Genomic DNA, 23,257 nt, shown 5'->3' on the forward strand with positions numbered 1-23,257 from the left:
GCAAGACTCTAAGGTGGTAGAGGCAGCAACCGCGAGGGATCGCACTTATTGCCATTTTCTACGTCAACCTGAAGACATTCTCCCGGGCGAAGGGTCAGTCTGCCGTGGCCGCAGCCGCTTATCGGGCCGGCACCCAAGCCGGCTTCCGCGATGAGCGCACGGGCGTTCTTCATACCTATGGACGCAAGCGCGGCATTGTGAGCGTGGACATCCATGTTCCAAAGGCTGCGCCCGCATGGGCACGCGATCCAGAAAAACTCTGGAATCACGCCGAGGCCGCGGAGCGTCGCGTCAACGCGCGGGTGGCTTTCGAGTGGATTATAGCGTTGCCTGCGGAACTCAACGGGTTTCAGCGGGCAGCTCTGGTTGCTGATCTTTCGCACCTACTCGTCGACCGCTATGCGGTCGCCACCATGGCCGCGATCCACGCCCCAGATACACACGGTGACCAGCGCAACCACCATGTCCACCTGATGACCAGCACGCGATCGATGGGCGCCACGGGATTCGGCGCCAAGGTGCGCGCACTCGTGGATCAGAAGACCGGGCCTCTGGAGATTGAAGCCGTCCGCGCGCATGTTGCCGCCTTGACGAACCAACATCTGGAGCGCGCGGGCATCTCCGAGCGTGTTGATCACCAACGGCTGCTGGTCCAAGCAAGAAAGGCGGAGGCTCAAGGGGATTTTGGCAAGGCTGCGCTGCTGACCCGCGAGGCGACGATCCATGAAGGGCAAGCTAGCACGGCGGCAGCACGTCGGGGTGAGCGGCTGGAACGCTCCGGCTGGAACGCGATGGTTCATGCGAGCAACGCGCAACTCCTTGAGAAGTTCGTGGCCGCTGCGCAACAGGGAGGCCGATGGATCGAGGCTCCGGCGCGATCCGGTGCCGATCAAGCCCAGGCCGACCGAACACGCGAGGTCGCTGCGGCAACCCCGGGAGCGGACTCCCGTGCGGGGCGGCCGACGCCGTCCAAGGGGCGCGCAGGGCGCACGCCAGCGGGCTCGAAGCTAACGCGGCAGAAACTCAGCGCCACGGGCGGGCGCGGCACGCGTGCTCAAGGCAGAGATGCGGATGTGCTCAACACGCAAGCCAGCCAAGCGAGCGACAGCCGACGCGTCGAACGGGACAGCTCGCAGCGCTACATGGACATGCTTCAATCCGTGATTGAGGAGAACGGTCAGCGAGCGGCAGAGGCGGTGGCCTATGCGCGCCTGTGGAACTGGCCGAGCGCCGATGTTCATGCGCTCGCCGCGCACCGCGTGGCCGATCCGCGCTGCGGTGTGCTGCTGCGCCAGGGAATCGATGCGGCTACCCAACGGACACGAGCTCATAAACTTGGCGAGCGCCGCCGTGCGCGGCACGGTGCGGCCATGTTTGCCACGGCACGAGAGAGGCAGGCGGCGGAACGCGCGGAAGAAAACCAGCCGCCGGCCTGGAAGCCAAAAACGAGGCGAGAATGGGCGGACTTGCGGCGGAAGCAACGGGCCAAGCTGGGGCAGGCAGAACGGCGCGAGTGGCGGGCGCAGGTGTTGGTGAGTGCTCAGGCCATGAGCCGGTATGTCAGCCAAGCTCAAGCGGCAGCCGAGAAGCTGGAACACATCGAAAGCCGGCGCGCCGCCGGATATCCCGTGCCGGGGGATGCCATGCGGTCGAAGGCGGCGACGCTCAGCATCCAAGGCAAAGCGCGCCCGGTGTTTACCCGGCGCCATGAGCCAGCAAAACCTCGGCCGAATGCCTTCCGCATACCGCCTCCCCTCAACGCCAATCTGGAGGCACCGTCTACACAGACGCGCCGCAGGCACCCGAGGCCCTAAACGGATTCAGGGTTCAGGGTTCAGGGTTCAAGGCTCAGGGTTCAAAGCTCGCCGCAAACAGAGCATCGGGCGCGAACAGCTCCGCCGCTGCGGTGGGAATGAGCTGGGCGCCGGCAGCGTTCCAAACCTCACCCCCCGTGATCAGACTGCGCCCATCCGCCAGCAACGTCGCGTGATGAGCTGTGCGGGGTGTGATCAGATGCGCAATCACCCGTGTGAATCGTTGCGTCACCGGATCGTAGATATCCGCATACGGCACCGCGCCGGCGTAGTCGTCCTCGCCACCACACAGCAGCAACTTGCCGTCATGTTGAAGGGTGCTTGTGTGGTTCTCGCGGGTGGTCGTCATGACGGCCGTCAGTGTCGAGAAGTTTCCGCTACTTGGATGAAAGAGTTCAGCCGACGACAGCACCACGCCGGTGCCATTACCCACCGTCGCTCCCGTCGTCACACCCCATCCACCGCTCACCAGCACCGTGCCATCCGGCAACAGAGTGGCCGCATGATAAACGCGGTAAAACCCCATCGATGCGGTCGCGGCAAAGGTCCCCGTCGCCACACGGTAGATTTCGGCGCTCGCAAAAACATGACCGAGCCCATCGGTGCCACCGGCCAACAGGACATCCCCGTTTTGGAGAACCGTCATCGTGGCCTCAAAGCGCGGCCAGAGAGGCATGCCGGTCGCGTGGAATGTTCCAGTGCTGGGATCGTAAAGTTCGGCACTCGGTAAAGGAGTGCTGCTCGCGCCCGGCGGTCGTCCCCCGACGATCAAGACGCGCCCATCCGGAAGCGACGCAGCAGAGGCGCCATAACGCGCCGTGATCATATTTCCCGTCACCCCGAACTGGTTGAGCACGGGGTCATAGAGTTCTGCCGAGGCATAGGGCGGTGGGAAGCTGGTGCCTGCGATCAGAACTTTTCCGGACGGCAGCAGTGTTGCGGTCGCGACGTCTTGCTGCGCGGCCATCGCCCCAGTCGGAAGAAACACGCCCGCGCGAGGGTCGAAAAGCTGAGCTCCGTTGACGGTGGTGATGAGCACTTGACCAGTCGGGAGAAGGGTCGCGGTGTGGTTGTAGAGCGCTTGGGCCATTGCCGGAGCGGGCACAAAGGTGCCGAGTGGTGCCGATACGATGACCGCATGCGCTGGCGCGAGTCCGCAGGCGAGGAGAAGCCACACGAGCAGATGGCGCATACCCATGCTCATGCTCACGCAGACCTGCGATCGTTCAGGCCGAGGCGGTCGGCCACTTGGACATACACCGCGTGGGCCGTCGCTTCCGTCATGCCGCCGGCGAGGCGCACGGAGCGACCGCCATGTTCTACATCGAGGCAAAAGGCCAGCGGCACAAAAGCTTGGTAGTCGCGCTGTTGCTGAGCCGCACCGGCCATCGCCGTGGCTGCTGTCGCACCACCGCGCGCCGCGATGAACACACCGGACGGACCCTGGCCCGACAATGCGTTGCGGTAGAGCACGCGCGTTACTGATCCCCTGGGAATGACCGTGCCGTCACGTAAGCGAATGCCCGCCGGACCAATGTCGAAGCTGCCGCCTGGCTGGCGTTTGGCAGACCATCCCGAAAGCTTTGCGAGGCGCGTCAGATACAGCGCGAGGATGATGCCTGAAACCAAGACAAAGAACGGTGCGATGCCGCGGCTATAGGGAAGTTGAAGCCAAAAAAACCACGGCGCCGCCGCAAAGCAGAGCCACAAAACGACCAGCGGCCGCGGGCCGGTGGCGGGGTGAACAGTGATGCGCGTCCAGCCATCCGCGGATGGATGCTGATCGAAACGGCTTTCATTCTCGCCGAGTGCGCTCGGCGTCGTGCTGGTTGGATGATCCATGATCCTCATTCCCGTTGTGGTTGCCGACAAGGTGTGCGAAGCATAACGTGAATAAAGCTAAAACGGTTAACGCTACTCCGGTTAACCGTTTTCGAACTATAAAGTTCATGACCGTCAGCATCGTTGAGACGGTCCATGCGCAAAACAGGCAAGTCGATACATCGATCTGAGTTCAAGGTCGCGATCCGGTGTCTCGTCGAGATTCGGGAGAAAGCCGGGATCACGCAAATGGATCTGGCTGCTAAGATCAAGCGGACGCAGACCTTTGTCAGCGCGGCCGAGCGTGGCATCCGGCGCGTCGATATTGTCCAGCTCCGAGACATCACGCACGCGTGCGGCACGGACCTCGTTGCCTTTAGCAGGATGCTGGAGGAAGGCATTGCGAGGATGTCGGCGCCCGTTGCCGCGGCTAAGAACCCCCCCCGTAAAGGAACGCGGTAAGCGGCGATACGGGCGTGGTGCGCGGCGGATGCCCACGCGGCAGTCGGCGACCGTAGCGGTTGACACTGGACATGATGATCTGACCAGCTGGATTCGGCGGAGTCGGTAATCATCATCCTTCTTCAAAACGAGGATTAACCCCTTAGCGCCTAGTGGTTGCTGGGCGCTTGTTTTCTCGGGGTTCGCCGCAAAGATAACTTTGAGGTATCGAGACCAAAGCACGATCGTCGAGCGAAATGGGCGCGAACACTGGAAGGAATAAACCATGCCCCTGTGGCAGCGGACGAAAGTTCAAACGCTGCCACGGCGCGTTGTCGACTTCATCGAACAGCGAGGCCGCAACTTCAAAAGCGGCCGAGGAATCGGTGGCGAACTCGGCTGCCGCTGAATACCAGCGCGTCAAACAGCAGGGCAAAGGCCGGCCGATCATTTCAAAATCACTCAAAGGGTGGCGGTTTGTTGCGGTCGGCAGCCGCGTCATGTATGGAAAATGGCCAGCTTTCTCGGATTTTCTCCTGGATCACCTCAAGTGCACGCTAGGCTTGGCTTGGGGTCAGTCCGAAATGGTCAAAGCGCCAGTCGAACAGCATCCCTTGATCAAGGCGCTGGCGGCGCTCGATGGCGTCTCTAAGAAGCACCCGCCCGACCCACTTTCTGGCTTGAGGGAGATGCCAGAATACGGTGCTGTGCGCGCTGTCTTTGGACTAGCCTACGATCTGTATCTGATCGCCCACCATCTGGATGGGCCAACCGATGGAGAAGCATTCGAGCTCTTGCTGTCGCGCTTGCGCCAGACGCAACAGTTTTTCGGTGCGCGACATGAAGCTCGGGTGGCCGGAATGCTGCTGCGGTCGGGCTTTATTCTTCAATGGGAGGATGAGGAAAACGATCGCTCCAAGCGGCACGGTGAGTTCACTGCCACCTTCCCTCCCACCGCGCGATCATTCTGGGTGGAATGTAAGATGCGTCAATCCGACGGGTCGCTGACCTTCACGCACCTTGTCACTGGCGCACTCAAGAAGGAAACCATGCTGGATCGATTGGTCTTTGTCGAACTCCATCAGGCGACCGCTCCGATTGATCCGCAGACCGGTGGCTGGGTGCCATCGGCGATCCGCAAACTACGCGAGCTGGAGCAGCAACCCAACTCCGCCGCATTGCCGCCCGCTTATATCATCGTTTCTAACTTTCCGGACTACCACTATTTGGTGGAAGTGCCTGAGGGGGCAGGTATGGCTTTGGAAGGCTTCAAAACGGACAGCTACCGGTTTGAGTTTGCCCCGTTGCCCGAGATCATCGCCGATCGGGAAGAGAACCCGGAAATCGAATCGTTATGGCGTTCGATCGAAGAACACGATGCGATCCCCACGACCTTTGACGGCTCCATCCTGGGGATAGACCAGCATAACCGCCTGCTGATCGGCAATCGCTATGATCTGGGCGTCGACGGGATCGGCATTCTGCGTCAAGCACTGGTCCAGGGTGACAAGGCAATGTGCGTGATGGAGATGGCCGATGGCACAACGCCATTTTTCCAGTTCGACTTGACGGCTGCCGAAGTGGAAGCTTGGCGTCAGCATCCGGAGACTTTTTTCGGACAGATTGATCGCAACCAGTCTCCGCTCACCAATGATCCGGTTGACCTCTATTCATTTTTTGCCGGAGGCTATGCGAACGCGGACCGGGATTTTCTTCTTGGAGAGCTCGCTGGAGAACCGGACATCGATGCCTTGCGCTGTGCCGATCAAGAGAACGTGGTCAAGCGTTTTGCATTGCGCACGACTGAACAGGCAATACGCATGAGTGGGCCCAGCCAGGAACCCGTGTGGAAGCAACGCTTGCGGCCGCGCAGAAAATAGACGAGTGAAATGAATCGAACTGAGAAATGGGGGGGGCGATCCGCAAATCGAAGCGGCGCGGCGCCGTCGCTACAGCAGGCGTCGCATTGAAGTGGATGGCGTGCGTTTAAGTGAACAAGAATCTCGGTTTTTACACAGCGCCCTGATCCAAGCGATCAAGGTGGACCGTGAGCCGCAGTGGAAGCCGCAGGCGCAGGAGCGAGAAGTCGCAGAGTCACAGCGACGCCTAGGCTAAGCGGTCGGGCGGCGGCAGGCCAATAAGAGTTGAATCATGGCGAACATCCGATGGAATAAATAGTCCCAATGCTCGATGCGAGCGAGTGGGATTTGCGTTGTTTCCGAGTGACGGATCTCAAACCGGTTGCCGATCTGGGTCAAAGCCCGCGCTTCTTCCTCCAGAACCTTTCGAAACTCGACCTCTTGCGCGGCATTCTCTAACAGCATTTGCGCAGAAACTTTCTTGTCGCCATCCAAGGTCTTCAGACGCTCCCACGCGTCCCATAATGTTTGTGTCGCCTGTTGACGCGTGGCGGGCGCCGGATCCCTAAAACTGGAACACGCCTTAGCGATCAACGCATCGAGCGTCGCATCCCCGCTGGGCGGAACTCGGCCAAACTGATCGGACAGCAATGTTGGAATGGGGCGCGATTCGGTAAGTCGGGACACGTCACGCACCAACGGGACGACGATATTCGAAACGAAGGTGGCCACGATCTGCGAGAGTTGACTGGTGTTCGGGAAGTTGTCGTGAATGAGGCGCACGAGATCGAGGCGCTTGTCAGCAATGCGCCGGCAAGCCTCGATCTGTGCGGCAACACGCGCACCGCGCTCGGTAGGCCACCGCAGGGATCCAGACCCGATCATGCCAAGGGGCGGTGTCACGGACGCTGCCCACCAGGCGTCGAAATCGAACGGAGCGAGAACGCTTTGTAAGAAGCCGGCGAGCGGGGCTGTATCGAGCACCAGGAGGAACCGTTCGACGACGCTGGAGACTCCCTGGAATGGAGTCTGGCGAAGATCGGAGACTATATCCGACAACTCGCGCAGCGCAGGGTTCAAGATCGCGCTCATGATCGATGACTCACTCCGTGTCTGGGGGGATGAAGCCATACTGACACGGAACAAGAAAGGTCTGCTATGCGCGATGGCGCGGCCAGAATGGAGCGCGCGCCTTCAACCCTCTTCAACAGACATTATCAGGTTATGCAAATTCGTATGGATCGGCTTCCCCTGCCGATTGGTGCGCCGCGTGCTCGACCGATGTCGCCACCATTGCCCGGCGTTTCCAAGAGGAGATTGCTGGGATGTCAAAGTAGGGAACACGCGGCGACCAGCGCTGCGGCGAAGCGTCAAAAAATCGAGCCTCGGGCGTGACGGCATGTCGAGAGAACCTTTTGGCCAGTGCTCACCAGTATTGTGGCCAGGCCTCGCCAGCAGCGCGGCCAGTCGGTGCCAGCGCCCGCAAGTGGCTATTCTGGCCCAACTGGCCACCAAAACTGGCGAGCACTGGCCGGAACAACGCGAACACTAGGCGCCATGCCGTTTTCGTTCAAAAGCGATGCGTGATTCTTCTCTCTTTCTTGATGCAGGCGCTGGTGAGCGGCGCGCGGTCGCTGGTGAGCACTGGCCACAGCGCTGGTTGACTGGCCGCCACCCAAGCCATTGTTACGTCGCCGTCTTTCACTCCCTCGCCCGGACCCTTTTTGGCCAGTGCTCGCCAGTTTCATTGGCCAGTTCGGGCAGAACGCCGATGTTGTTCGGCGGGTTGCTCTGACAGCGTGACGACACCCTGATCCAGGGCCATCGGATCCGGCGCTCGGCGACGCATCGACGCTCCTGCGAGAGCAATGCGATGAGCGACACTCGTCAACCGGTCGAGAATCCCATCCGCGAGCGTCGGATCACCCAGACGGCGATGCCATGCGTCGATCGGGTATTGCGATGCCACGAGCGTCGAGGCCTTTCCTTCCCGCGTTTCGATCACCCGACGCAACTCCTGAACATCCTCCTGCGACGGACAGTCCACCAGCCAGTCATCAAGGATCAGCAGGCGCGTGCGCTCCAGGCGAGCGCGCATGTCGATCAGACGACCAGCTTCTTTGGCTGTGTGGAGCGCATCCAACAATGCAGGCAACCGCCAATATGCCAACGAACGATTTTTCTTTGCAGCCTCGCGCCCCAACGCGCACGCCAGAAATGTCTTACCAATCCCGGAGGGCCCGGTGATCAGGAGATTGTGTGTGCGGTCCACCCACGCGCAGCTCGCCAGGCTGTCGATCATCGAACGCTTCAAACCGGTGCGCCCATTCGCTTGCCACAACGCAAGGTCGGCCATTGCAGGACATTTCGCCAGGCGCAAGAAACGCTCGGCGCGTTCGTCAGCGCGACGAAGACACTCAGCTTTTAAGAGTGACGCCAGGCGATCTTCAAAGGTGCGCTCCTCGCTTGCTGGATCGTCGAACTGCGAAAGAAGGCTTGCGGCCATCGCAGGCATTTTCAGGTCGTGAAGGGTCTTCACGAGATCATGGGTTGGCATGGCGGGTTCTCCGATTAGCGGCATCCTCGGCGACAAGGCGCGCATGAAGGCGACGGCCATCGGAGACGGGTATGGGCGGACTCACCTGTTGCACAAGACTGATCGGTGCGCCGCCAGCCAGTTGCTGGACCTTTGTCCGAAGGATGAAACACAACCCGATAAGGGTGAGCTCGCTGAGGATCAAAAACACATCCCCGAACTCAGCGGCGCCCATGTGTTCGGCGACAAGAGGGAGTAAGGATTTGGAGAGGGCTCGTGTCTCCTTGACCAGAGCGCGTTCGTATGTCCGTTCGTCCTTGGTTTTTGCGCGAACCTCGGGCATCAGATCGATATCGAATGCCCAGCGCATGTCCGGAAGCGACTGAACGACGGATGGGGGCAGGTATTGTTCGTCAACGAGGACATAACAGGTACCGTCGTCAGAAACATATTGCAACCGACGCGGCGGAGCGGTGTTCATCGGTCCTTGTTCTGTGGGCGATGGGTGGGTCAAGGTAAAAGGATGTTTGGTCGTCATTTGCAGTCTCCGAACGAGTCACCGAGCGTGCGTGCTCGTGCCGATGTCCCACAGCTGCGCGACATGGCTTTAACCTGAAGGTGCAAATGCCAACGCTGGGTGCAACGCAAACGACCTGCCGACGAGCTAGACGCTCGTCGTGCGTCGCCGGAAGATCGATGGTCGGATGGAATGAAGTGGAACCGCGAACGCCTTACGGAGAAGCCTTGTCCGCGTAGTAGTCGGCACCACGGACATTGGCGTGCATGGCAAACGGATCCGGTGGTACGGATCGTTTGTGCAGACCTGTGCGCAAGATTGAGCGAATGCTGGTCAACGAGGGTGATCGGATTTCCAAGGCACGCCGCGCCGCGCTTTCCAGCACCTTGTCGCCATGTTCCTCCGCGAGGCGACGCAGGCTGTCACAGGCCGGCATTCCCAACACAGGCTGTGTGCGTTTGAGTTGATGCCGGACGACATCGCGCAGGTGGGGGCCAATGCGGGTCGCCCACGTGATCATCGCCTCGGGTGAGCGCTTTGCATATTCCCGGTGCGCATCGGTCTGATGCTCAGGGAGCGTGCTGTGCTCCCCGGCGCCGGCTTGACGCTCATGCCGTGCGACGAGTGTGCGCTTGCTGAACAGCTCGATGTGATCCCGCAATACACGCGCCTCGACCTTGCTTCCAACAAGGGCATGCGGCACCGAATAGAAATGGCCGCGCACGAGCACATGATAGTCCTGCGGCACGGTTTGTTCTCCGACCCATTCCGCATACACATATCGGCGCGCAGGCAGCGGGCGCATCGCTGGTGCGTCGATGGTGTCGAAGCGCTCCTTGCGTGTGCCCGGCATTTTCTTGAAGGGTCGGCCATTGAGATCGTGGACGAGTTCGGCCATGCGGGCGTTCAACTCCTCCAGGGAATAGAACATCTCGTCACGTAACCGCGCCAGGATCCACCGCTGCGCGATTTGAACGCCCACCTCGGCCTTGGCCTTGTCGCGTGGGCGGTAGGGGCGTGCGGGAAGGATGGCGATGTCATAGTGATCGGCAAAGTCTCGGTAGTTACGCTGGATCGTAGGATCTGAACCTGTCTTGGTCACGGCACTTTTGAGATTGTCCGGCACAATGATGTGTGGAACGCGACCAAAGAACTCCAGCATCGCCACATGGGCGTGAATCCAATCCGGAACCTGCTGTGTGCGCGTGCAGGTGGCAAACAGGTAGTTCGACGCGCCAAGCACGCCAATGAACACTTCAACTTCCACCTTTTTCTTGGCAACGGGATCAAAAAACGACGCGCGCTGGCCGGAATAGTCCACGAATGCGCGTTCGCCCGCACGGTGTTGCTGCCGCATGACCGTCGGCAGGCGTTTGACATACAGCCGATAGTTGGCGGTGAACTGTGGATAGGACAAAGCGTTCGCGGAATCTTCCTCGCGATACAGCTCCCACAGAAGTTGAAGTGTCGATCCCTTGCGGGACATTTTTTTCTGGATCTCGCCGTAGTTCGGGTTGCGTCGTTGGGGTGAGCCGCGATTGGCCTGGTTGAATGTCGCACACAGCGCATCGACACCGAGCGCGTTCAAGTCATCGCTGGTGAGGCCTTTGGCTTGCACGATGACACGGTATCGTCGCACCGTCGTCTTGGAGATGCCCACCGCGGCGGCAATGTCGCGGTCGGACAGCGCAGTGCTTAAAATCTTGCGCACAGCACCCACCAGTTTTTCGGCGTGATCATCCGAATGCGTGGCGGCGCGCGAGCGGTATTTTCGTGGCATCGATAACCTCTAGTGTCCAATACATGTCAGCGGTGTGTTGCATCGCCGCTATTGCGATGCAACGCTCAAAAACCGCCTCACCTTAGGCCGGACTCGAATGCGTCAAGCGTCAAAAGTGTGCTGCAACGCACACCCGGAGCCGGATGAAGGGATGTGCTGACAAACCTGAAGGTGCAACGCGTGGGCGTGGGTGCAATCTTGGCCCACTACCACGGCAGGCGCACTACATGGGCTTTCGCGATCCCTTTTCTTGAGCGGGCGGCATCTCGCGACCGAGGAGCAACGCGCTTAGGCCCGTCTGTTCTTGGTGCATGACGCCATACCAAATGTCGAGCCATGGCTGGCGATCGGCGATGGACACCCAGGGGAGCCGAACGGCGTCGTTGAGCGACAAGGTATCGAGCCAGCCGCCCTCGCGGAACAGCTGTGTGATCTCGGAGGCCGTGAACTGGTTGAGGATCGCATGCGCCACGATTGTTCCATCACGATCGCGGAGCACGAGAAGATTAGGTTGCGTCAGATCAGGGATCGCGTTGTAGATGGGAAGCGGCGGATCGACCGGGGGCGGCCGCTTTTTCCCCTTCGATGTGCTGGCGGTCCGCTTTTTGTTCCACCAGGTTTCCAGCGCAACACGGTGGTAAGAATCTTCAGCGCGCGTCCCGCCGTGCCGCTTGGTCTTGGGACCATAGACGGGGCGGTCTGTGACTAAAACTCCCTTCACGGTTTTGGCGTCGACGGCAGCGTGGCGGAAGGTGCTATCGGAGACGCGTAACCAAACGACGGCTTGCGGCACGCTGATCGCGTCCAAATCCCCGATCGCCTTGCGGAGTTCATCCAGCTTGGCTTTGCGGATGGCCTCGCGCTGGGCGATCAGGGTGGGGTCTTCTTTCTTTCGGCTGTCCGGATCGGGGCCGGCCAGATCCCGGATCATCGCCTGGCGGCGCGCAACAGCTTCAGGTGTTGCCCCGCGCAGCGTTTGGGCTGCGGCGGCTTGGTGTGCTTCTGCTGTGCTTTTGGATGGCATGGGTTGTTTCTTTGCTTCCTGGCGATACGGCTAAGCGAGACACCCTCTCATTGTATTCATCATTGCCTTTTAACGGTGATTCTACTTAAAAGAAAAGATGATGCGCGCTTTTACCGTGCACGCATGACGCATTATATCGGTCGCTCCATGGTATAATGGCCTTGGTGTCTCAGATGCCTCCCGCCCGCCGTGGCAAAGCTGCTCCGCAGCACTGAAGTTAGGTGATATGTAGTTTTCCTTGAAGTCAAAGACTTGGGATGACGACGGTAGCGGGCGATGTTAAGTCATACCAATTTCTTTCTATTCAGGAGAGTTACATATGAACACCATAACACCACGCCATCCGACCAGCCTTAAGGGCATCAAGCACGCCGCCCAACAGCTTAGACGCCGACAGCCCATGAAGCACGCTACGGCCCTCGACATGGTTGCTAGGCAAGCCGGATTTCAAAGTTATCGGCACGCATTAAATGCGTCGTCGTCAAACGTGGTGCCGGCCAGTCCTCTTCACCCGGCGCAACCCCAACACATGACCTATGTGACCGCGTATTGGTTCGATAAGCGCACTGGCGCGAGGGGGCGAGAAACCCTCAAGGTAAGCCTTTCAAAGCCGCTTGCTGCCATCGTCACTCGCTACCAAACTACCTATTGCCGCGGCCTGATGGGATTTTTGCGCCCGAAACCCAATCATTTAAGGCTATCGTTGCGCGAGCTTCCTCAAAAAGCGGCGCAAGAAGCCATATGCGTCGCTGCTCGCACTTTGGCGTTCATGGATGCGACCGGAATGGTTCCATCCAATAGGGTGAAGATGGCATACCCCGGCGGTAACCGACGAGATCTCATTCCCTACATGGATCACGAAAGCATTTGGATAGATCCCGTCACCCTACGGTACCTGGTGGTTGACGAGCCTTATGAGGGCCGGCTGATGCGCGAAGACACTTCCAGAATGGATTGGGCCCAAGCCTCTGGCTACGATGTCCGGACGCCTCAGTGGGCAGGCATTCACAACCCAGGTGAAACCCATGAGATTCGAACGATCTTGTAGTGGTCAACTAATTTCGGACACCCCGCTAGGGCAGTTCAGGCTGCGGCTCGTTCGTACTCGTTGGGCGAGCGATAGCCGAGTGTGGAGTGCAGCCGAGTGGCGTTGTAGAAGTTGACGATGTAGTTGGTGATGTCGTTGATCGCTTCGGACGCGTTGGCGTAATCGCGCTGCCAGACGCGCTCCATTTTCAGGTTCAGGAAGAAGCGTTCCATGACCGCGTTATCCCAGCAGTTGCCCTTGCGACTCATGCTGCTGAGTAGTCCGTGATCGGCCAGCAACTGACGATGAAGTGCGCTGGCGTATTGGCTGCCGCGGTCGGAATGCATGATCAGGCCAGGCTTGGGTTGGCGCGCCGCGATGGCCATTTGCAGCGCCGCACACACCAGTTCGGCCGGCAGGGTCGGCGCCATGGCCCAGCCCACGATCTTGCGCGAGAACAGATCCAGCACGGCGGCCAGATAGAGCCAGCCACGGCGCGTGCGGATGTAGGTGATGTCCGCCACCCACGCGCGGTCGGTGGCGACGGGGTTGAATTGGCGCTGCAGCACATTGCCGGCGATCGGCAAGGCATGCGCGCTGTTCGTGGTGGCCACGAACTGACGTTTCCAGTGCGTGCGCAGCCCGTGACGCTTCATCAGACGGCGCACGCGATGACGCCCGAGCGTCAGGCCTTGGGTACGCAAGGCCGCACACAGTCGCCGACTACCATAGTTGCCGCCGCTGGCATGGAACGCGGACTTCAGATGCACACTGGTCGAGCAGAGGACGGGGGCCGTCTGCGCACGCTGGCGGGCGGCATAGAAGCCCGAACGGCTGACCTGGAACAAACGGCATAAGCGGGTGATGCCGGCCTCCGGTTGCCAGTGAGTGATCGTGCGGTAGATCACTTCAGTTCCCGGGCAAAGAAGGCCGACGCTTTTTTTAGCAAGTCGTTGTCCTCGCGCAATCGCCGATTCTCGATCTCCAACTGGCGAATACGTTGCTGTTCAGCCGTCAGCGGTTTGCCCAGGCCAGCACCGCCAGCCTGCTCGGCGGCGTATTGCTCCCGCCAGCGGCGCACGGCGCTGTCGACCAGGTTCATGTCGCGGCAGACCTGGGCCACGCTCAGGCCTTGGTCTCGAATCATTTGAACTACTTGCAGTTTGAAGGCTGCATCAAAGCTGCGACGGGCGGATCGGTTCATATCGTTTGTCCTCGTTGGGGGAATGATCCCCTATCGAGGTGTCCGTTAGAATTAGACCAGTACATCTTGCATCTCCTCTCCCATCGGGAGACTGGAGTGCCTTTGGGACCCTTGGTAGATGCTTTGGAGCAACTCCCTTACCCGATCACCCTCGATACTTGGAGCGGAGAATCCGCCCCTGACGGCCCCTACGTCCCGCCCGCTCCAGATGCTTGAGCGCAAGATCGTCGGATAACGGGGTAGGCTCGACGAGCGCAAGGACGCGCTCATTACGTTGTCGACTGAAGGATATTAAGCGACGCATGAAGAGAGGAGAGCGTGCGTAATACTGGCTCTGCAACCAACTCTGTCCGGTTTGGTTCGGCATAAGAGCTGTGAGCGATGGGCAACTGACTCGGATGCTAAGAATCGATGCCCAACTGGGAGTCCGGGCACATTCGTGGCAAGCTATGGCGTCGAACGGTTCCCTGGATGAGCGCTTGATTTCCTGCACGCAGTTCCCTTAAACGGATAGACCTTGGTCTCCCAATCGCAGAACGATTAGTTCAGATTTCGAACCCGTCGCTGGTTCACATGTCGCTGGCATCATTGACCACCTCATCCTGATTTGCGAATCAAGCAATCATCATAAGCGGGCGCGTGGGCGCGGGAAAATCTCTTTCCCAGCGCCGAGGGGTGTAGTGATTGACAAGACCGACGCCTTGGGCCACCATATCGTAGCTGTTGACCTCCCTTCACTGCCAATCTGGTGGAAAAGGTGCGCCGCAAGGCGAGACCGGAAGAGAGACCTTACAGTCCGAGACGATCGGGATTTGGTTCGCGGGTCGCTGCAGGCGACTATTACGCTGATCCAAATAGATGCCTAGCTTTTTAAGCCCCGACAAAGTCTAGTCCCTGCGCAGATATCAGATTTCGCCCCATAGGCCACTTGGCCTAAGGGGCACTGCCAAGGGATAAATCAGATGATGCTCTCGCTCGAACAATACAGCGACCTCACGGTTCAGCTCATCTCGTCAAACGTGACGAGTCAAAATCCTGTTATGACGGCTGCTGCGCTCGGAGAGCAACTGCGCCGCTCCGCACCGGACTCTTCCTTCCGCTCATATGGTTATACCCGCTTCCTGCGTTACCTCGATTATCTTGAAGGTCGTCAGAAGATTGTTTTAACCAAAACCGATCAACAGGCGCTTGCGGTGACGTTGCGCAGCGACCTGGCCCCACCCCCCGTCATTTCCACAGGCTACAATCCACTTCGCAAGCCGGTCTGGGGTGCTTTTGTCTTTTCGGCGCCCCCAGGCCAACGGTTCTTGAATCGGTTGTCCGGCTTGGTTCGCATGGGGTTGCAGGGTGCGCCCAGCCCGGTAGATGAGTGGGTCGAAATCGAGTTGCTCAGCGAATCCATCCAGAAAGTCTGGGCGACTGAGTTCCTTGAACACGAAAAACTCGATAGCGATGCCCTCACAAAAGCACTTGATTCGCATCAGTGGCATCTGGATTTTCCGGTCGCGCTGGAGCAGATCAATCAATCCAAGCGCATCCGCTGGAATCGATTCCGTTCGGCCAAAGTCGCCAAGGTGGTCGATGAGTGGTGTCATCGGAACAAGATCGATTTGAGTATGGTGTTTTCGACACCCTCGGATCCGACGGTTCCGCAAGAACCGGTGCCTTCGGATAACAAGCGAGACCATAGGGTGGAGGACATTCAGCGGCAATGGATTCTGGCGGCGCTCGCCACGCTTCCTTTGGAGGCGTTACAGGCGCTGCCGCTTCCCGCGGGCGCAATGATCAAGACGAATCCGAAGATCAATGCCGTGCTCAGCTGAACGAATGTTCTGCAGGGAGCAGGGGTATGACGATATGTCTTCACATTGGCCATCCGACTGAACGCACTTTCCCAGGGCTAGAAGCCTGTATCACGGGTTATGTCAATCGAGGCGGTTTCAAAGCGCTCTGCGGCGAGTGGCAGGATGTGCGCCATCCCTATGATCATCAAGGCTCTCTGGACGCCAGGGACTTTTGCTCAAATGTCCTCGCCCGTCCCGGTCCAGTCCTTCTGCTCAAACCGATCAAATCAGATGTGCTGGCCGACATCCGCACGCGCCTTCACGGCCGGACGCAGGTGCTTGTCGGCGAGGCCTGCGATGAGCCCACCCTCGCGCAACTACTAGCAGAACTCAAGCGCGGGCAGGATGCTGGCGAGCCACTTCTGCCGATTGATCTGGTCGTGGGCCTGTTGATTGTCCGAAAACTAGAGCGCGACCATTTTTGGGGCGGCGACGCCAAGGGTTACATGTGGCGCGATAACGTGCCCAAAGGGCGCGGCATCGGCCCCCATCTTGTGTCGCGCGTTCCCGAGGTGCTCAACACGCTGGTATTAAACGAGTATCTAATCAAAAAAACCAGCAACGGCAAGCCGAAGTTCGCCGTGAATCCGGATCAAAAGCACATGGTCTATGACTGTCTGCGCGATCGAGATTTCGTAGCGCGGGCCGGGCAACTTTTGCGGCGCAACCCGGGCACAGTGACTGCCGCAGAGCTTGCGGACCTCGACGACTACAAAGATCCCCGCGTCTAGTTAATGCGCTGAGGCAAACGCGGGCAACTCTGGGTGCTGACTCCTGCGGGAGTGAACGCCCATCTTTGGACGGCAACATCCAGCGGCGTGATCGGATAAACGCGGGCTGGGCAGCCTCCCCAATCCCGCCTCAGCTCTCTCGCCACTCCGCCACATCCTCCAGCTCAATCCCCGCCGCTGCAAGCAACTCTGCATTGTTTGGTTCGGGCATAGAAACTTTTAGCGATGGGCAGGCATGGACGCTGACAGGCGGTGGACGGCCATCGTTGGACAGTGAGACCGATCAAGCGGGTTCGTGATGGATCCGGGGTGGATCTCCAAGTTTGCCCCTCCCTGTGATAACGTCCCCAACGCTTGGACACCTCCCTTGGACACTTTTGCCGGGATGTCAGGCGCCACAAAGGCTTATGGGATGCGGGATGTAGGACATGACGTGCAGTCCTAGTCCCCCAGCCAAAATAAAACAGGCCCCCTCGTGGGGCCTTTTTTATTTTAGGTCTGGGCCTGGGATTAGAACCTCAGGTGCGACAAAATCGGCAGGACAGCCGATTTTGAACAGCGAAGCTGGCCCGAAGGGCGGAGTGCATGGATGCACGACGTATATCCTAGTCCCCCAGCCAAAATAAAACAGGCCCCTCGTGGTGCCTTTTTTATTTTGATTCTGGGCGCTGGGATTAGAACCTCAGGTTCGACAAAACTGGCAGGACAGCCAGTTTTGAACAGCGCAACGAAGTGAAGCTGGCCCGCAGGGCGGAGTGCGTGGATGGACGACGTATATCCTAGCCTAATGCTTGAAGACTATGGCTTTCAAGCCAACTTCCCAATAGTCAGTGCTTTCAGCGCATGAATTATTCTACGCACAGGCGCAATGGTGAATTAGTTTAGGCTCAAAATAACTCATTGCACGGCCTAATGAGCTGCGGCATTATGATTGACGCCCGACAAGCTGTTAGCTAGCGTTGCCGATAAATCGCAAATGGAAATGTCTATTGACGCCATCCAAGCCCCTCTTGAACCTACGATGGCAGATGTCAAAATGTGGGGACGTGATGGGATTGCCTTGCCATCGCAGAGTCCGTGGATCAGTGCGCGAAGTTAAGAAATCAAACTATGGGATACATCTATGTGGATCGAGACCGCGACTTTCACGGCTATCGCCGCGATACACAAGGAATTATAACGGGCGGCGAAGGTAAGAAAGTCTCGGATCGATATGTAACCATGTTCGTGTTTCGCACGAGACGTCATGCAAATAGTCACGCCGCTTGGTGGCCGCAGATGCGATTCCCGGCTGGCCGTTATGCTCTAGCATTTATAATCTAAAAACACTATGCGATCGCCCTAGTCTCGGATAAGCCGTTTACGTTTTGATCCTCGGAGAGATTTAAGATGTCGGACGGTGATGCCATCAAAGCACTCGTGAAGGTTCTGCAGAGCATGAGGCCCGGTGGGGCTTTAAAGCATTACATTACACATGCGACCTTTCCGAAGTTCAAGAGCCTCGAGCCGGGAACGCGTGTTGATTTTGAGTTCCCGCTAACTGCGCTGGTCGGAGCGAACGGGATTGGAAAGAGCTCTCTCTTACACGCGCTTTGGGGAATGCCGAAAGGCTACTCGACTTCTCGATTTTGGTTTTCTACGGACCTTGATCCAATTGAGGAAAATCAGAAAAGTCCCCAACGCTACTTCTATGGCCATTGGAACGAATCGTTCAATGGCATTGTCGAGACACGCAAGGCACGCCTCGGGAAAAGTCACGGGCGAGATTACTGGGAGCCTTACCGTTTGAGTAAGCGCGACGGAATGTTGCCTTTGCCAGATGGTGAATTTGAAGGGAAAGCGCAAGATCGCTGGAATCCAGTGACGAGATTGCCGGTGTACATCAATTTGAAAACTACGTTCGGCTCGTTCGATCGTTATTTCTATTTCGACAATGGGCAGTCAGCTGGCGACAAGCGCGATGTGATGCTGCGTGAAGCTCGGAGGTTGAAAACGATTGTTTCTACAAATAAACAGTCTTTCAAACTTGGCGGGATAGAGCGCGTATATGAAAATAGGATGTTGTCGGACCACGAGTTGTTGCATGTGTCCCGAATTCTAGGACGCGACTATGACTCGGCTCGAATAGTCCGGCACTCTCTCTATCCTGGTAATCGTGGCCAAGATCTCAGCGTCATCTTCCGTCGGACCACGGAATATTCAGAGGCATTCGCAGGCAGTGGCGAAATCGCTGCAGTTAGTGCGGTGATCCAGGTGCTCGAGGCTCCGGAGTATTCACTCATACTCCTTGATGAGCCCGAGACCTCGCTTCATCCGGGGGCACAACGAGCACTCCTCCGTTTCTTGCTCGAACAGATCAAGTTGAAGAAACACCAGATTATACTGTCCACGCACTCGAGTGAGTTCCTTTTTGGTCTGCCTCACGAAGCGATTAAGGTTTTTGAGGACAATGGCAATATGCAATCACGTATTTTGCCTCGTAGTTCCGCCTCGGCGGCGCTGAAGCGACTCGGGAAACCACCCGAAAACAAACTACGTATCCTAGTCGAGGACTCACTCGCACAAATGTTGGTGCGACACGCCGCAAATGGCCTCGATCAGGGGGATTCGGAGACTTTAGAGGTCGTCGTCTTTCCCGGGGGCGCAGAATCTATACTGAAGTACCACGGCCCCACCGAAATGGTTTTAGGCCACGAAGTATTCGTGTTGCTGGATGGCGATAAGCGACGAAAAGAAAAATTCAGCGATCCGGATCAGATTCCCAAAGCCAATTTTGCGTTATTGGGCGACATACTTAAAACGGAGATTGGCTGCGATCCTATGCTTCCCATTCCGGGTGGTAATGATAACGTTGGACACACCGACGCAAAAATTAAGGCGCAGTTGGACTATCTACGCTGGTTGCGCGAACACGTAGACTTTTTACCCAAAAAATTGCCTGAGCAGATTGTGCTTGAGGCGATGCATCCTAATACTTCGTATGAAAACGCTACCGCCAAAAAAACAAAGGCTGACTTCAAGTCTGCAATGGCAGATGGCACGGACGTGACATTGAGCTCGCTGGAATTATTGGCTATTGCTAAAGTTAAAATTGCGAAGATCGCAAATGAAAATTCCGACATAACGAAGATTCGCAACCAACTGAAGGATTGGCTTCACGTCTGATGCTGTGATTGGTCATTAATGTCTAGATTATGTCGGTTATTTGCGGCTTCCTTGCTACAACCATTGAGAGAGAAAATGAGCAGCATCCCGGAACGAACCCTCACTGCTGTCGATTTATTCAGTGGCTGCGGTGGTCTGAGCTGCGGGTTGAAAGATGCGGGATTCCGTGTGATCGCCGCCGTCGAAATAGATGCCAAAGCGCAATACACATATGCTCTAAATCACCCAACTGTAAGGCTGTACGATCAGGATATCCGCAAAATTGATGCTACAGAACTATTGCGCAATGTGGGGCTGCTGCCAGGGGAGCTTGATCTTCTGGCTGGGTGTCCTCCATGCCAAGGTTTCTCACGCCTCAGGACGAGAAATCAGAAAACTTCGGTCAAGGATCCCCGTAACAATTTGGTTGCAGATTTCGTGCGTTTCGTAACAGTGATGTTACCTAAGACTGTCATGTTGGAAAATGTTCCTGCATTGGCGAAAGACGGTCGGTTTATACGCATGTGCGGTCAACTCCGTGCCTTGGGCTACAAACTGATTGTGCATGTATTGGATGCGGCGGACTACGAAGTTCCTCAGCGGCGAAAGCGACTCATCCTACTTGCGTCAAGAATTCATGAACCGACTGTTGCCGTTAGATCAATTAGGCGCGTGACGGTTCGCGACGCGATATTTAGTCTAGATGCTCCTTCAAAAACAAAAGACAAGCTTCATAGCCTTCCCGAAAAGCGGACACCAGAAATTCGAAATCTGATTTCGTTAATTCCTAAAGATGGCGGGAGCCGCGCAGATCTTGGTCCAGCGAACCAACTCGAGTGCCATAAGCGAACTGACGGCTTCAGCGACGTCTATGGTCGAATGAGCTGGGATAGCGTATCGCCAACTATTACGAGCGGTTGCCATAATCCATCGAAAGGAAGATTCCTGCATCCGTCACGCAATCGGAATATTACTTTGAGAGAGGCGGCCTTGCTTCAAGGCTTTCCAAAAGACTATCGGTTTGATATTTCTCATGGGAAGGAGGCGATTGCTCTTATGATCGGCAATGCGCTTCCTCCACCATTTATAGCGGCACATGCAAATGCTTTACGGGAGGGTATTGTGGCTATTAAAAAACTGATTTTATGAAATGCTGTCTCGGCTAAAAAATACATTTCCCGGGTAATAAATTTCATCTACGATTCTGATTGCCGCGCTTTTTCGAAATGGCAGGTGTGCTCCTGCAGTACACAAATCAAAGCGGCCGAACGCACCATCTTGACGTTATAACCTGTGTGGCTACACTGCACGGATGGTATACGAACTCAAACTTCGCAAAGTCGGCAATTCGGTAGGTGTGATTCTGCCGAAGGAAGTGCTCGCCCATCTCAAGGTTGCGGAGGGCGATTCGCTGAGCGTGACGGAAGGGCCGGATGACAGCCTGCGTGTGAGTCTGTCCAGAACCGAGGTCACACGCCAGATGGACGTGGTGCAGGACGTCATGAAACGCTATCGCCACACCTTGCGCGAACTGGCGAAATGAGGCAGCCGTTGTGGCTGCTGCGCGAAGTAGTGTTCGCCGCGCACGAGCAGTCATTGGCTCACTTCGGCGGTGGGGATGGCGTGCGTGATGTAGCGATGCTGGATTCCGCACTGGGCAAACCGCTGAATCTTTTCGCGTACGGCAAGCCCAGCCTGTTTGATCTGGCGGCGAGTTATGCCTACGGCATCGTCAAGAATCATCCTTTCATCGACGGCAACAAACGCACGGGTTTCATCGCGGGCGTCGTTTTTCTCGAACTCAATGGTTATCAGTTTCGAGCGAGCGAGGTGGATTCGGCGTTACAAACCTTCGCACTGGCTGCTGGCGAATTGTCCGAGGCAGCATTCGCCGAATGGCTGAGAGTCAATTCAAAACGCGTATAAGCAATCCTGCGGGGAGATTTGGATTGGCATCAACACGCGCTTAGCTTTGCGCTCAGCCTGCCAACGATGGCTGGACACTGCCCTTGAACTTGTCGAGCACCTGATCAAGCCTCGCTCTGATCTGCGAGCCACTTCCAGCGTCACGCTAACGAACCGCTAAAGTTTCGCTCAAGCTTCTCAAGTACGTTTTGATTACCTTTTCGGCCACATCCAGCCGAAAAGGAACGAACCATGCAAAACGTCACTCATCAGATTCAAGTCGATTGCGATCACGGCATTCGCCGTATTGTCGGCACCGGCGCGGTCAGGATTTTCGCGGCCTTGGCATTGCTGGTCTCAATCTTCACTAGCATGTCGCTGGCGCAGGCGCGTCCGCCGGACAGCGAAATTTACGCGCTGGAGACCATCGGCACCAGTCTGAATGCCTATACCACCACCGGTTCCTCGGTATGGAACAACCATCACGGCTGGAGTACCAACACGCCGCCCGATGATCCGTGTGAAGGCGCGTGGTTCGGCGTGCAGTGCGATGCTGGCAATCACCATATCGTCGGCATCGTCATTCCCAACAACAATGTCCACGGCACGCTGCCCGACGCCACGGTTTGGGCGAACCTGCCGCAATTGCTCTACATCTCGTTGAACAACGACTTCATTTCCGGCACGATTCCCGACCTGAGTGTGCTGCCGAACCTGCTCGATTTCAGCATCATCGGCGACAGCGATGTGTTCGGACAGTTTCCGGCTTATCTAACTGGCAGCATTCCATCACTGGCGGCGCTGACGCAACTGCAGACCTTGCGTATCGGCAGCAACCATCTCACCGGCTCGATCCCGGATCTGAGCACGCTGACCAACCTGCAGACCATCGACGTCAGCAGCAACCAGTTGACGGGCACGATTCCCGACCTCACCAACAATACCCAGCTTAGCCTTGTCTCGTTCAGGAATAACTACCTCACCGGCAGTCTTCCGGCGTTGGCGCAGATCACTTTTTTGATGCGTTTTGAGGCCGGCGGCAACTATCTCACTGGCACCATCCCGCCGATCGTCAGTCTGCAATATCTGAGCCGCTTCTACGTCAACAACAACCAGCTGACCGGGCCGATGCCGGACATCCACAACATGCCGGCGATGAATGATTTGAACCTGAGCTACAACCAGCTCAGTGGTCCGATTGAGTGCCTAGGCGTGGCTGCGCCGTGCAGTAGCGGGTTGTCGCAACTGATAGCGATCGACGTCAGTCGCAACCAGCTTGGTGGGCCGTTTCCCACCCTCGATGGCCTCGGCAACCTGCAGTATTTCAAAGTCAGCTACAACCGCATCACCGGACCGATCAAGGCGATGCCGGCGCAACAACAGCAGATGATCAGCGAGGTTTGCCCGAACCCGATGAACCTGACTGCACAGCCCGGCATCGATGACTACTGGCCGAGCACGATCCAAGGCAATCCGAATCCGTGGTGGGGCCCGGCCGGTGCCTACAATAGTTGCGATCTGATCCTGCGCGCCGAGTTCGATTGAGTTTTGCCGCGGTCGATTGTCTGCAGCGCCGATCCATCGGGATCGGCGTAACGGCAAACGCGCGC

At 57.5% G+C, this 23,257-nt stretch carries 19 protein-coding genes and 1 pseudogene; 12 read left to right on the forward strand and 8 right to left on the reverse strand.

The features are described from left to right. Window positions 1–104: 104 nt before the first annotated feature. Window positions 105–1,814 (forward strand): MobA/MobL family protein, encoded by a 1,710-nt coding sequence (locus ELE36_RS02575; RefSeq protein ID WP_165371441.1) that lies wholly within the window; start codon window positions 105–107, stop codon window positions 1,812–1,814. A 34-nt stretch (window positions 1,815–1,848) separates the two neighbouring features. On the opposite strand, the gene ELE36_RS02580 is transcribed toward ELE36_RS02575, so the two are convergent. Continuing rightward, window positions 1,849–3,006 (reverse strand): Kelch repeat-containing protein, encoded by a 1,158-nt coding sequence (locus ELE36_RS02580; RefSeq protein ID WP_129831604.1) that lies wholly within the window; start codon window positions 3,004–3,006, stop codon window positions 1,849–1,851. Between the two features lie 14 nt (window positions 3,007–3,020). Beyond that, window positions 3,021–3,656, reverse strand: a complete 636-nt coding sequence (locus tag ELE36_RS02585; protein ID WP_129831605.1) for a hypothetical protein — start codon at window positions 3,654–3,656, stop codon at window positions 3,021–3,023. Window positions 3,657–3,791: 135 nt separating this feature from the next. On the opposite strand from ELE36_RS02585, the gene ELE36_RS02590 reads away from it, so the two are divergent. From ELE36_RS02590 to ELE36_RS02595, 3 genes and pseudogenes are all read left to right on the forward strand, one after another. Next, window positions 3,792–4,097, forward strand: a complete 306-nt coding sequence (locus ELE36_RS02590) for a helix-turn-helix domain-containing protein (protein ID WP_129831606.1) — start codon at window positions 3,792–3,794, stop codon at window positions 4,095–4,097. Between the two features lie 236 nt (window positions 4,098–4,333). Then, window positions 4,334–4,405: pseudogene (locus ELE36_RS21125) on the forward strand (SEC-C metal-binding domain-containing protein); the annotation flags it as partial. Between the two features lie 3 nt (window positions 4,406–4,408). Next, window positions 4,409–5,956: a hypothetical protein gene (locus ELE36_RS02595; RefSeq protein WP_242512338.1), complete on the forward strand. Its 1,548-nt coding sequence runs from the start codon at window positions 4,409–4,411 to the stop codon at window positions 5,954–5,956. Between the two features lie 231 nt (window positions 5,957–6,187). On the opposite strand, the gene ELE36_RS02600 is transcribed toward ELE36_RS02595, so the two are convergent. From ELE36_RS02600 to ELE36_RS02620, 5 genes are all read right to left on the reverse strand, one after another. After that, the gene (locus ELE36_RS02600) at window positions 6,188–7,027 is read right to left on the reverse strand and encodes a hypothetical protein (RefSeq protein WP_129831608.1); all 840 of its coding nucleotides are present in this window, start codon (window positions 7,025–7,027) and stop codon (window positions 6,188–6,190) included. Between the two features lie 652 nt (window positions 7,028–7,679). Beyond that, window positions 7,680–8,492, reverse strand: coding sequence for an IS21-like element helper ATPase IstB (gene istB, locus ELE36_RS02605; RefSeq protein ID WP_165371442.1), 813 nt, complete (start codon window positions 8,490–8,492; stop codon window positions 7,680–7,682). Continuing rightward, the gene (locus ELE36_RS02610) at window positions 8,479–9,009 is read right to left on the reverse strand and encodes a hypothetical protein (RefSeq protein ID WP_129831610.1); all 531 of its coding nucleotides are present in this window, start codon (window positions 9,007–9,009) and stop codon (window positions 8,479–8,481) included. Before ELE36_RS02610 ends, istB begins: the two co-directional genes overlap by 14 nt. A gap of 193 nt (window positions 9,010–9,202) precedes the next feature. Then, the gene (istA, locus tag ELE36_RS02615) at window positions 9,203–10,768 is read right to left on the reverse strand and encodes an IS21 family transposase (protein WP_129831611.1); all 1,566 of its coding nucleotides are present in this window, start codon (window positions 10,766–10,768) and stop codon (window positions 9,203–9,205) included. A 223-nt stretch (window positions 10,769–10,991) separates the two neighbouring features. Continuing rightward, the gene (locus tag ELE36_RS02620) at window positions 10,992–11,792 is read right to left on the reverse strand and encodes a hypothetical protein (RefSeq protein WP_129831612.1); all 801 of its coding nucleotides are present in this window, start codon (window positions 11,790–11,792) and stop codon (window positions 10,992–10,994) included. Between the two features lie 319 nt (window positions 11,793–12,111). On the opposite strand from ELE36_RS02620, the gene ELE36_RS02625 reads away from it, so the two are divergent. Continuing rightward, window positions 12,112–12,840, forward strand: coding sequence for a hypothetical protein (locus tag ELE36_RS02625; RefSeq protein ID WP_129831613.1), 729 nt, complete (start codon window positions 12,112–12,114; stop codon window positions 12,838–12,840). A gap of 35 nt (window positions 12,841–12,875) precedes the next feature. Here ELE36_RS02625 and ELE36_RS02630 read toward each other — a convergent pair. After that, a protein-coding gene (locus ELE36_RS02630; RefSeq protein WP_165371432.1) for an IS3 family transposase occupies window positions 12,876–14,023 on the reverse strand; the annotation gives its coding sequence in 2 pieces (ribosomal slippage) (window positions 12,876–13,753 and window positions 13,753–14,023; 1,149 coding nt in all). Window positions 14,024–14,988: 965 nt separating this feature from the next. Here ELE36_RS02630 and ELE36_RS02635 point away from each other — a divergent pair. The 7 genes from ELE36_RS02635 to ELE36_RS02665 all read left to right on the forward strand — a co-directional run bounded on the left by ELE36_RS02635 (window position 14,989) and on the right by ELE36_RS02665 (window position 23,192). Next, on the forward strand, window positions 14,989–15,846 hold the full coding sequence (locus ELE36_RS02635; protein ID WP_129831614.1) for a hypothetical protein: 858 nt from the start codon (window positions 14,989–14,991) through the stop codon (window positions 15,844–15,846). 26 nt (window positions 15,847–15,872) lie between these two features. Beyond that, window positions 15,873–16,598 carry a hypothetical protein gene (locus tag ELE36_RS02640; protein WP_129831615.1) on the forward strand — a complete coding sequence of 242 codons (726 nt, stop codon included), beginning with the start codon at window positions 15,873–15,875 and terminating at the stop codon, window positions 16,596–16,598. A gap of 1,389 nt (window positions 16,599–17,987) precedes the next feature. Further along, window positions 17,988–19,763 carry an ATP-dependent nuclease gene (locus ELE36_RS02645; protein ID WP_129831616.1) on the forward strand — a complete coding sequence of 592 codons (1,776 nt, stop codon included), beginning with the start codon at window positions 17,988–17,990 and terminating at the stop codon, window positions 19,761–19,763. Window positions 19,764–19,838: 75 nt separating this feature from the next. Beyond that, window positions 19,839–20,891, forward strand: coding sequence for a DNA cytosine methyltransferase (locus tag ELE36_RS02650; protein ID WP_129831617.1), 1,053 nt, complete (start codon window positions 19,839–19,841; stop codon window positions 20,889–20,891). 163 nt (window positions 20,892–21,054) lie between these two features. Next, a complete protein-coding gene (locus ELE36_RS02655; RefSeq protein ID WP_129831618.1) occupies window positions 21,055–21,285 on the forward strand; it encodes an AbrB/MazE/SpoVT family DNA-binding domain-containing protein in 231 nt (76 codons plus the stop codon). Continuing rightward, on the forward strand, window positions 21,282–21,668 hold the full coding sequence (locus ELE36_RS02660; protein WP_129831619.1) for a type II toxin-antitoxin system death-on-curing family toxin: 387 nt from the start codon (window positions 21,282–21,284) through the stop codon (window positions 21,666–21,668). Before ELE36_RS02655 ends, ELE36_RS02660 begins: the two co-directional genes overlap by 4 nt. Window positions 21,669–21,899: 231 nt before the next feature. Continuing rightward, window positions 21,900–23,192 carry a leucine-rich repeat domain-containing protein gene (locus tag ELE36_RS02665; protein ID WP_129831620.1) on the forward strand — a complete coding sequence of 431 codons (1,293 nt, stop codon included), beginning with the start codon at window positions 21,900–21,902 and terminating at the stop codon, window positions 23,190–23,192. Window positions 23,193–23,257: the final 65 nt, after the last annotated feature.

The organism is Pseudolysobacter antarcticus (assembly GCF_004168365.1).
In the GTDB taxonomy this organism is placed as follows: domain Bacteria; phylum Pseudomonadota; class Gammaproteobacteria; order Xanthomonadales; family Rhodanobacteraceae; genus Pseudolysobacter; species Pseudolysobacter antarcticus.

Coding starts and splice junctions, on each gene's coding strand:
- ELE36_RS02580 (WP_129831604.1), bottom strand. CDS start 3,006: ATGCGCCATCTGCTCGTGTGGCTTCTCCTCGCCTGCGGACTCGCGCCA.
- ELE36_RS02585 (WP_129831605.1), bottom strand. CDS start 3,656: ATGGATCATCCAACCAGCACGACGCCGAGCGCACTCGGCGAGAATGAA.
- ELE36_RS02590 (WP_129831606.1), top strand. CDS start 3,792: ATGCGCAAAACAGGCAAGTCGATACATCGATCTGAGTTCAAGGTCGCG.
- ELE36_RS02600 (WP_129831608.1), bottom strand. CDS start 7,027: ATGAGCGCGATCTTGAACCCTGCGCTGCGCGAGTTGTCGGATATAGTC.
- istB (WP_165371442.1), bottom strand. CDS start 8,492: ATGCCAACCCATGATCTCGTGAAGACCCTTCACGACCTGAAAATGCCT.
- ELE36_RS02610 (WP_129831610.1), bottom strand. CDS start 9,009: ATGACGACCAAACATCCTTTTACCTTGACCCACCCATCGCCCACAGAA.
- istA (WP_129831611.1), bottom strand. CDS start 10,768: ATGCCACGAAAATACCGCTCGCGCGCCGCCACGCATTCGGATGATCAC.
- ELE36_RS02620 (WP_129831612.1), bottom strand. CDS start 11,792: ATGCCATCCAAAAGCACAGCAGAAGCACACCAAGCCGCCGCAGCCCAA.
- ELE36_RS02625 (WP_129831613.1), top strand. CDS start 12,112: ATGAACACCATAACACCACGCCATCCGACCAGCCTTAAGGGCATCAAG.
- ELE36_RS02635 (WP_129831614.1), top strand. CDS start 14,989: ATGCTCTCGCTCGAACAATACAGCGACCTCACGGTTCAGCTCATCTCG.
- ELE36_RS02640 (WP_129831615.1), top strand. CDS start 15,873: ATGACGATATGTCTTCACATTGGCCATCCGACTGAACGCACTTTCCCA.
- ELE36_RS02645 (WP_129831616.1), top strand. CDS start 17,988: ATGTCGGACGGTGATGCCATCAAAGCACTCGTGAAGGTTCTGCAGAGC.
- ELE36_RS02650 (WP_129831617.1), top strand. CDS start 19,839: ATGAGCAGCATCCCGGAACGAACCCTCACTGCTGTCGATTTATTCAGT.
- ELE36_RS02655 (WP_129831618.1), top strand. CDS start 21,055: ATGGTATACGAACTCAAACTTCGCAAAGTCGGCAATTCGGTAGGTGTG.
- ELE36_RS02660 (WP_129831619.1), top strand. CDS start 21,282: ATGAGGCAGCCGTTGTGGCTGCTGCGCGAAGTAGTGTTCGCCGCGCAC.
- ELE36_RS02665 (WP_129831620.1), top strand. CDS start 21,900: ATGCAAAACGTCACTCATCAGATTCAAGTCGATTGCGATCACGGCATT.